Source organism: Brevundimonas diminuta ATCC 11568 (assembly GCF_000204035.1).
Taxonomy (GTDB): Bacteria; Pseudomonadota; Alphaproteobacteria; order Caulobacterales; family Caulobacteraceae; genus Brevundimonas; species Brevundimonas diminuta.
In genome coordinates, this window is sequence record NZ_GL883086.1 from 1,305,259 (window position 1) to 1,313,895 (window position 8,637).

Below are 8,637 nucleotides of genomic sequence, written 5' to 3' on the forward strand. Positions count from 1 at the left end.
GGCTGGACGTCGCAGATGCCGAAGGACGCGCCCTTCTCAGCCCGCGCCGCCTCGACGGCGGCGTTGAACGGCGCAGAGCCGGGCACAGCCACGCGGATCGTCGGCCGCTCGGCCTCCGGCATGGACGAGGCCAGACGCGCCCGCGTCATGACGTCGGCGTCGGGACCGACGGCCCCGTCGTTGGCGTCGTTGCCCGCCTTGAGCGCCTTGACCACGTCCAGGCCCTGAACAACCCGGCCGAAGACCGTGTAGGCGCCGTTCAGATTGTCGTTCTGGCCCATCATCAGATAGAATTGGCTGTTGGCGCTGTCAGGCGAGCCGGCGCGCGCCATGCCCGCCACGCCGGGGCAGAACAGCCCCTGGGCCGAGGTCTTGAAGTCCGCCGTGACGAACATCTGGGCGTCGGGCTGCGTCACCACCGGGATGGAGCCCATGATGCCGCGCAGGCCCGGCCCGCTGTTCTCGACCGGGACGAAGCCGCTGTCGCGGCCGCGACGGAAGGTGAACTCGCCCTTCAGGTCCGGAAGTTCGCTGCCGCCCGCGCCGGTGCCCTGAGGGTCGCCGGTCTGGGCCATGAAGTTCGGAATGACGCGGTGGAATTTCAGCCCGTCATAGAAGCCCTGATTGGTCAGGGTGCGGATGCGCTCAACATGGTTCGGCGCCGCGCGCGGCTCCAGCTCCACCAGGATGCGGCCCTTGGCCGTGTCGATCACCCACAGGTTCTCGGGCGCCACAGTGCGCCAATCGCTCGACTGGCCGCCCGACTGGGCCATCGCTCCACCGGCCAGCAGGGCCATGCCCGCCGCCAGCGCCATCACAGACTTGATCTTCAAACCCGACCTCAACCCTTCTTGACCTTGGCCAACACGCTCGCGGCGACCGCCGGACTGACGAAGCTGTCGATCCGGCCGTCCAGCCGGGCGATTTCCTTCACCAGTCGCGAGGCGATGGCCTGATGCCGCGGATCGGCCATCAGGAACACCGTCTCTATGTCGCTGTTGAGGCGCTGATTCATCGCCGTCATCTGGAACTCATACTCGAAATCGGCAACGGCGCGCAGGCCGCGTATGATGACGCTGGCGTCCAGTTCCTCGGCGAAATGCATCAGCAGGCTGGAAAAAGGCCGCACCTCGATGTCGGCGTTGAAGCGCGCCACCTCGGCCTTGAGCATCTCGACCCGCTCGGCGGTCGAGAACAACGGGCCCTTGTCGTCGTTCTTGGCGACGCCGATGACCAGCCGGTCCACCAGCTTGACCGCCCGCCCGATGATATCGAGATGACCGTTGGTGACCGGATCGAAGGTGCCCGGATAAAGTCCGATACGCATGGCCGGCGGCCTCCCCATCGTTTGGGTCCGTTTAGCAGGTGCGAAATGAACGGCCTAGATTTTCTGACGCGGCTGTGATCGCCAAAGGGCGTCTATCTGCTGCACCGCATCCGTCGCGCCGGTGAAGACATGGTCGTCGACAGCCGCGATTTCCGCCGCGGGCGTGGCGCTGTTGCACAGGAAGGCGCCGTCAAATCGGGGCAGGTCCGACAGGCGCACGACCTCGGTCCGCTGCGGCGATCCGGCGCGCTCCAGCGCCTCGCGGATCAGGGCCTGCGCCACCCCGTCCAGCATGGGCGCCTCGGGCCAGACCACCGTCTCGCCCTCGATGAAGCCGACATTCCACAGCGAGCCCTCGGAAATCCGGCCCTCGGCGTCGGTGAACAGGGCGTCGTCGAAACCCGCCAGCCGCGCCATGCGCCGCGCCCGCAACAGGGCCATCGTGGCGACGTGCTTCAGATGCGGCGCCTCGCGGGCATAGGCCTGGCTTTGCAGACGCACCCCGTGCGGCAAGGGCGACGGCGGGGCCGAGACGCTGATCATCACCTGCGGCGCGCCGATCCAGTCCGGCTGGCGCAGGGAAAGCTCATTTGAAAACAGGCTGATGCGCAGCCAGGCCTCATCCCGCCCGGCCAGCGCCGTCCGCATCTGATCGCGCAGGCGATCTTCGGCGACAGCCTCGCCGAACAGTTCGACCGCCGAACGGTTGAGGCGGCCCAGGTGCCGATCCAGACCGCGCACCCCGCCCCCCTCCACGCGGAAAGAGGTCACGGCGCCGTAGTTGAACAAGGCCTGGCGGCCCAGATCCTCAACCCCGGCAGGTCGGCCGTCGATCCAGAGTTCAGGAGCGACGGCCATGCAGGATCAGACCTCGCCGCCCTCGTCGGTCGACGTCTCGTTGACGTCGCCGTCTTCATCGTCGCCGCCGGAATCGGCCAGACGCTCGACCGAGACGACCTTCTCGTCCTTGCCGGTGCGGAAGATGGTCACGCCCTGGCTGGAGCGGCCAACGATGCGGACCTGGCTGACCGGGGTGCGGATCATCTGGCCGCCGTCCGTGACCAGCATCAGATCGTCCGACTCCTCGACCGGGAAGGCGGCGGCCAGGCGCGTGCCCGCGCGACCGCCCAGACCGTGCGCCGTCAGCCCCTGTCCGCCGCGGCCCGTGCGGCGATACTCATAGGCCGAGGACCGCTTGCCGAAGCCCGTTTCCGTGACCGTCAGGATGAACTGCTCGGCCGCGCCCAGTTCCGCAATGCGCTCGACGGACAGGGCGGCGTCGCCGGCCTCTTCGTCGTCCGCCTCGACCGTAACGACATCTTCTTCCGCGTCCGCGCCAGCCAGCGCCTTACGCATGGCGTTGGCGTGTTTGACATAGGCGGCGCGCTCTTCCGGCGTCGCGTCCACACGGCCCAGAATGGCCATGGAGATGACCGTATCGCCGTCCTGCAGGCGGATGCCCCGCACGCCGGTGGAGTCGCGGCCCTTGAACACGCGCACGTCGTCGGCCTTGAAGCGAATGGCCCGGCCCAGAGCGGTCGTCAGCAGCACGTCGTCCTCGGCCGTGCACAGGCCCACGCCGACCATGCCGTCGCCGTCTTCCAGCTTCATGGCGATCTTGCCCGCGCGGTTCACCGTGGCGAAGTCGCTGAGCTTGTTGCGTCGCACGTCGCCCGACTGGGTGGCGAACATGATGTCGTAATCGCCCCAGGTCGTTTCGTCTTCCGGCAGGGGCAGCACATTCATGATGCTGTCGCCCGGCTCGATCGGCAGCAGGTTGACGAAGGCCTTGCCGCGCGACTGCGGATTGCCCAGCGGCAGGCGCCAGGTCTTCAGCTTATAGGCCTTGCCGTTGGTGGCGAAGAACAGGACCGGCGTGTGGGTCGAGGCGCTGAAGACGCTGGTGACGACGTCCTCATCCTTCATCGCCATGCCGCTGCGGCCCTTGCCGCCGCGATGCTGGGTCCGATAGGCGTTCAGCGCCACGCGCTTGACGTAGCCCGAGTGGGTCACGGTCACGACCATGTCCTCGCGCGGGATCAGGTCTTCGTCTTCCATCTCGGCGTCGCCCTCGCCGATGAGGGTGCGGCGATCGACGCCGAACTGATCCTTCACCAGCAGCAGGTCTTCGCGGATGATGGCCAGGACGTTCTTGCGATCCGACAGGATGGTCAGGTGGCCCTGGATGGTGTCGGCCAGCGTGCGCGCCTCGCCGAAGATGTCGTCGCGGCCCAGGCCCGTCAGACGCGACAGCGTCAGGGCCAGGATGGCGCGGGCCTGTTCATCGGTCAGGCGGATCTTGTCGCCCTCGACCAGGACGGTGCGCGGGTCGGCGATCAGCTCGACCAGGGCCATCATGTCCCCGACCGGCCAGGCCTTGGCCTGCAGCCGCTCGCGCGCCTCGGCCGGGTCGGCCGAGCTGCGGATGATGTGGATCACCTCGTCGATGTTGGCGACGGCGACGGCCAGACCGACCAGGACGTGGCCGCGATCGCGGGCCTTGGCCAGTTCGAACTTGACACGACGGACCACCACCTCCTCGCGGAAGTCGAGGAAGAGCTCCAGCAGCTTGCGCAGGCCCATCTGCTCGGGGCGGCCGTGGTTCAGCGCCAGCATGTTGACGCCGAACGAGGATTGCAGCGCCGTATAGCGATACAGCTGGTTCAGGATCACATCGCCCGAAGCGTCGCGCTTCAGCTCGATGACGATGCGCATGCCCAGGCGGTCGGACTCGTCGCGAACGTCGGCGATGCCTTCCAGACGCTTCTCGCGCACCATTTCGGCGATGCGCTCGATCAGGGTCTGCTTGTTCACCTGGAACGGCAGTTCGGTGATGATGATGGCGTCGCGGTCCTTACGGATCTCTTCGATCGACGCCTTGCCGCGCACGATGACCGAGCCGCGACCGTCGCGCAGGGCGTTGCGCGGGGCCGTGCGGCCCATGATCTCGCCGCCCGTGGGGAAGTCGGGGCCCGGCACGATATCCAGCAGGGCGTCGTCCGACACGTCCGGATCGTCCAGCAGGGCGACCGCGGCGTCGATCACTTCGCGCAGGTTGTGCGGCGGGATGTTGGTCGCCATGCCGACGGCGATGCCGCCCGCGCCGTTGACCAGCAGGTTCGGAATCCGCGCCGGCAGGACGACAGGCTCCAGCTCCTTCTCGTCGTAGTTCGGCTGGAAATCGACGGTGTCCTTGTCGATGTCGGTCAGCAGGGCCACGGCGGCCGGGGCCATCTTGGCCTCGGTGTAACGCATGGAGGCCGGCATATCGCCGTCGACCGAGCCGAAGTTGCCCTGGCCGTCGACCAGCATCAGCCCCATAGAGAAGTCCTGAGCCATGCGGACCAGGGCCATGTAGACCGAGGCGTCGCCGTGCGGGTGGAACCGGCCCAGCACGTCGCCGACCACGCGGGCGCACTTCGAATAGGCGCGCTCCGGCGTCATGTTCAGATCGTGCATCGAATAGAGGATGCGACGATGCACCGGCTTCAGACCGTCGCGCGCGTCCGGCAGGGCCCGGCTGACGATCACGCTCATGGCGTAGTCGAGATAGGAGCGTTTCAGCTCATCCTCGATGGTGATGGTCGAAATATCGCCCGGCGCCATGGGGGCGGCGTTTTGGTAGCTGTCGTCGGTCAAGGAAATCAGGCTTTAGATGGCCGGAATCGGAACGTGATCCGCTATTCAGGTTTCTATCATCAGGGGGCCGTGGTGGCAAAGAAACGCCGCTGAAATCCCCGCGTGTAAAAGGACAGGAAATTCATGCGCTTGACACCAACCGCCTTCATCGCGCCCGGCGTTCTGGCGATCGCCCTAGCCGCGGGCGCCGCGTCGGCTCAACAACATGCGGGCCATGCAGGCCATACGCCGGATCAGCACGCCGCCCACATGGCCATGATGCGCGCCACGCCGGGCCAGACCTCTCAGGTCGCCATCATCAACGGCCAGGGCGCCGACATCGGCAAGGCCACCCTGACGCAGGGCTCGACCGGCCTGCTGATCAAGGTCGAGGCCACGGGCCTGACGCCCGGCTGGCACGGCATCCACATCCACGCCACGGGCCAGTGCGAGGCGCCCTTCACCTCGGCCGGCGCTCACATCAACCACGGCGACCCCAAGAAGCCCCACGGCCTGCTGAACGCCGAGGGCCCCGATGACGGCGACCTGCCCAACGTCTTCGCCGACGCCGCCGGCGCCGTGAACGCCGAGGTCTTCACCAGCCACGCCCGCCTGTCGCAGAACGGCCCCGGCCAGTGGCTTCTGGACGCCGACGGCTCGGCCCTGGTGATCCACGCCAACGCCGACGATCACTCCAGCCAGCCGATCGGCGGCGCGGGCGACCGCGTGGCCTGCGCCGTCATCAAGGCGCAGTAGGCCGCCTAAACCTTGGCGGGAGCGCCGGCGCGCAAGCCGCGCTCCCCCAGGGCCACCGTCACCACGCCCGCCAGGGCGATCGCCACGCCCGTCAGGATCTGCGGCGTCAGCACATCGCCCATGAACAGGCCGCCGATCAGGATCGACACCAGGGGCGAGCCCAGCAGATAGGGCGTCACCCGCCCGGCCTCGCGCCTCTGCACCAGCCAGAACATCAAACTGGTCGCGAACACGGACGAAATCACCCCCGCCCAAATCAGGGTGCCCCACACCAGCGGCGTCGCCGCCTTGGCCGCCTCCCACTGCCCCGTCTCGAACAGGGCCGAACCCAGCGTCAGAGCCGGCAAGGCCATCAGCGCCAGCAGTCCCTGCATCTTCAGCGGCGGGATAGAGGTGGTGCGGCGCGCGATCACCGTCGTCAGCGCCCAGGCCGAGGCGCCCAGCGCCCCGACCAGAATAGCCTTCCAGTCCTGCAAGGCGTGGGGGTCCAGCGTCATCCAGGCCACGCCCATGAAGGCGATCACCAGGCCGACGGTCGCCATCCGACTGATCCGCTCGCCCAGCAACAGGAAGGCGAACAGGGACGTCAGCGGAATCCACAGCTGGGTCGCCACCGTCACCGGGCTGACGTCATGAGCCAGCCAGAAGGCCAGGTAGATCAGACCGTAGTGGATCGGCCCGCCCACCACGGCGATGATGAGCAGGCTCTTCCAGTTCGGAAACGGCGGCCGCACGAACCAGACCAGGCAGGCGGCGGCGATGGCGAAGCGCAGCGCCCCCGTCATCAGCGGCGGCAGCACCTCGGTGGCGACCTTGGCGGCGGCGTTGTTCACCCCCCAGATGACCAGAACGGCCACGATGGCGGCGATCTCGAGCGGCGTCAGCGCGTGCGGGGAGGAGGAGAAACTGGACACGCCCCCATGCTTGCCACAGGGCGCGACGATTGGCCTCTCACGAAGCATGACCGCAGGTTACCCGTCCGCGCCCCCTGCTCCGCCCGTGCGAACCGGCTATAGAGACGCGATGAAGACCTCTGCGCTGCTGTCCGCCCTCGCCGTCCTGACCGCCTGCGTCGCCGCCGCGCCCGCCGTAGCCGAGCCGACGGTCGTCGTCTCGCCCCAGCCTCTGCCGATCGACGACGCTCGGCCGCGCGTCTTCCTGGGCGGCAGCATGGACATGGGCGGCGCGCCGGACTGGCAGGCGGCGCTGACGCAGGCTCTGGGCGACATGGACGTCACCGTGCTGAACCCCCGCCGCCCCGACTGGAACCCCGCCTGGCGCACCGAGGCGGACGAGCCCGAGTTTCGCCGCCAGGTCGAGTGGGAGCTGGCCGCCCTGGAAAGCGCCGACGTCATCGTCATGTATTTCGCGCCCGGCACGCAAAGCCCGATCAGCCTGCTGGAAATGGGCCTGCACGCGCGCGGCGGAAAGCTGATCGTGCTGGCCCCCGAGGGCTTCTGGCGCAAGGGCAACGTCGACATCACCGCCCGCGCCTATGGCGTGCGTCAGGTCCAGACGATGGACCAACTGACCGCCGCCGTCCGCCAAGCCCTGACCGAAACCGCCGAGAAGGGCCGCTTCGCGCGCTGATCCTTCATTGAAAAAGGCCGCGCCCCCAGCAGAGGCGCGGCCTTCATATTCCGCTGAACGAACCTTAGAACGGAATGTCGTCGTTCAGGTCGTAGCTTTCCTTCGGACCCGAGGGCTTGTTGGCGCCGCCCGTCGAGAAGCCCGAGGAATAGTCGTCGTCGCGACCGCCGCCGCCGTAGCCGCCGCGATCACCGCCGCCGCCCTGGCTGTCGCCGCGGCCGCCCAGCATGGTCAGCTGGCCGTTGAAACGCTGAATGACGATCTCGGTCGAGTACTTCTCGACGCCCTGCTGATCGGTCCATTTGCGGGTCTGCAGCGAGCCTTCGACGTAAACGGTCGAGCCCTTCTTCAAATAGTTCTCGGCCACCTTGACGATGTTGTCGTTGAAGATGACGACCGAGTGCCACTCGGTCTTTTCCTTGCGCTCGCCCGTGGCCTTGTCGCGCCAGGTTTCCGAGGTGGCGATACGCAGGTTGGCGACGCGATCGCCGTTGTTCAGCGAGCGGATTTCCGGGTCGCGACCCAGGTTGCCGACCAGAATGACCTTGTTGACGCTGCCCGCCATGACCGATGTCCTTTTATTCGTCTTGTCGTCCGCTCCTTAACCGAAACGGACGAAATGTTCTAGTTTCGTTCACCCCATTCAGGGTGGATTAGTTGGGCGCCACCGCCACGGGGCGTCCGTCGATCCGGCGCTGGATGGCCCCCGGAATGGCCAGACGGCCGTCGCCGGTCCGCGCCAGGGCGAAGAACCGCGCGCCGTCCAGGCTCTTGCTGAATTTGACGCCCGTGCGGTCGATGAAGATGAACTGGCCCTGATAGGCGCCGACCATCTCATTGTTGCTGCCGCCCAGGCTCAGGAATTTCAGGCGCATCTCTTCCAGTCGCGCGGCGCAGAACTCGATCTGCGGCTGATCGCGCGCCACCACGTTGAAGCGGGGCGCGTCGCTGGCCAGTTCGCCGACGTGATAGCAGACGCCCTTGTCGGTCGGCGCCTTGAGCTGAGGCGCGCCGCAGGCCGCCAGGGCGGCCGAGCCGAGCACGACGGCCAATCCAGAGGTCAGAACACGCACCTTCGTCACAGCTCCGGGAACTGACAGTTGCGGTCCTGCTGGGCCAGGGTGCGGAAGCGGTTGTTGTCGCTGGACTGCTCGACGCGGCGCGGCACCAGACGCAGGGTGGTGTCGCCCCAGCGGCCGTACTGGGCGTCGCCCGGTCGCACGCAGGTTCCGGCGTAGAGGGCCTGAACGCAGGCGCCCAGGCTCATATTGCCCGACACCTGCCGCCATTCAGAGCCCGTGTGGCGCAGACAGGCCGTGCCCGATGCGGCGGCCGCAGGGCGTGCG

General features: G+C 67.6%; 9 protein-coding genes and 1 pseudogene. 2 read left to right on the forward strand and 8 right to left on the reverse strand.

The genetic code is table 11. The annotated features are described in order from the left end of the window. The 4 genes from BDIM_RS10195 to gyrA form a co-directional block, all read right to left on the reverse strand. Positions 1 to 815 (reverse strand): peptidylprolyl isomerase (locus BDIM_RS10195; protein WP_040346828.1); only part of this gene is annotated, 815 nt, incomplete at its 3' end. A 26-nt stretch (positions 816 to 841) separates the two neighbouring features. After that, positions 842 to 1,327, reverse strand: a complete 486-nt coding sequence (gene coaD / locus BDIM_RS10200; RefSeq protein WP_003165515.1) for a pantetheine-phosphate adenylyltransferase — start codon at positions 1,325 to 1,327, stop codon at positions 842 to 844. Between the two features lie 54 nt (positions 1,328 to 1,381). After that, complete coding sequence (locus tag BDIM_RS10205; RefSeq protein WP_003165516.1) at positions 1,382 to 2,185, reverse strand: aminotransferase class IV; 804 nt, start codon at positions 2,183 to 2,185, stop codon at positions 1,382 to 1,384. A gap of 6 nt (positions 2,186 to 2,191) precedes the next feature. Continuing rightward, on the reverse strand, positions 2,192 to 4,933 hold the full coding sequence (gyrA, locus tag BDIM_RS10210; protein ID WP_003165517.1) for a DNA gyrase subunit A: 2,742 nt from the start codon (positions 4,931 to 4,933) through the stop codon (positions 2,192 to 2,194). Between the two features lie 282 nt (positions 4,934 to 5,215). Between gyrA and BDIM_RS10215 the strand changes: the two genes are divergently transcribed. Continuing rightward, positions 5,216 to 5,701, forward strand: coding sequence for a superoxide dismutase family protein (locus BDIM_RS10215; protein ID WP_244911901.1), 486 nt, complete (start codon positions 5,216 to 5,218; stop codon positions 5,699 to 5,701). Between the two features lie 5 nt (positions 5,702 to 5,706). On the opposite strand, the gene BDIM_RS10220 is transcribed toward BDIM_RS10215, so the two are convergent. Next, entirely contained in the window at positions 5,707 to 6,663 is a 957-nt protein-coding gene (locus BDIM_RS10220; protein WP_081461892.1) for a DMT family transporter, read from the reverse strand. Between the two features lie 61 nt (positions 6,664 to 6,724). Here BDIM_RS10220 and BDIM_RS10225 point away from each other — a divergent pair, with 61 nt between their 5' ends. Further along, a complete protein-coding gene (locus BDIM_RS10225) occupies positions 6,725 to 7,291 on the forward strand; it encodes a nucleoside 2-deoxyribosyltransferase domain-containing protein (RefSeq protein WP_003165521.1) in 567 nt (188 codons plus the stop codon). Between the two features lie 64 nt (positions 7,292 to 7,355). On the opposite strand, the gene ssb is transcribed toward BDIM_RS10225, so the two are convergent. The 3 genes and pseudogenes from ssb to BDIM_RS10240 form a co-directional block, all read right to left on the reverse strand. Next, positions 7,356 to 7,856, reverse strand: coding sequence for a single-stranded DNA-binding protein (gene ssb / locus BDIM_RS10230; RefSeq protein ID WP_003165522.1), 501 nt, complete (start codon positions 7,854 to 7,856; stop codon positions 7,356 to 7,358). Between the two features lie 88 nt (positions 7,857 to 7,944). Further along, positions 7,945 to 8,373, reverse strand: coding sequence for a hypothetical protein (locus tag BDIM_RS10235; protein WP_003165523.1), 429 nt, complete (start codon positions 8,371 to 8,373; stop codon positions 7,945 to 7,947). Next, positions 8,370 to 8,637 (reverse strand): annotated as a pseudogene (locus tag BDIM_RS10240) (hypothetical protein); the annotation flags it as partial. The pseudogene BDIM_RS10240 and the gene BDIM_RS10235, both read right to left, overlap by 4 nt.

Coding starts and splice junctions, on each gene's coding strand:
- coaD (WP_003165515.1), bottom strand. CDS start 1,327: ATGCGTATCGGACTTTATCCGGGCACCTTCGATCCGGTCACCAACGGT.
- BDIM_RS10205 (WP_003165516.1), bottom strand. CDS start 2,185: ATGGCCGTCGCTCCTGAACTCTGGATCGACGGCCGACCTGCCGGGGTT.
- gyrA (WP_003165517.1), bottom strand. CDS start 4,933: ATGGCGCCGGGCGATATTTCGACCATCACCATCGAGGATGAGCTGAAA.
- BDIM_RS10215 (WP_244911901.1), top strand. CDS start 5,216: ATGGCCATGATGCGCGCCACGCCGGGCCAGACCTCTCAGGTCGCCATC.
- BDIM_RS10220 (WP_081461892.1), bottom strand. CDS start 6,663: ATGCTTCGTGAGAGGCCAATCGTCGCGCCCTGTGGCAAGCATGGGGGC.
- BDIM_RS10225 (WP_003165521.1), top strand. CDS start 6,725: ATGAAGACCTCTGCGCTGCTGTCCGCCCTCGCCGTCCTGACCGCCTGC.
- ssb (WP_003165522.1), bottom strand. CDS start 7,856: ATGGCGGGCAGCGTCAACAAGGTCATTCTGGTCGGCAACCTGGGTCGC.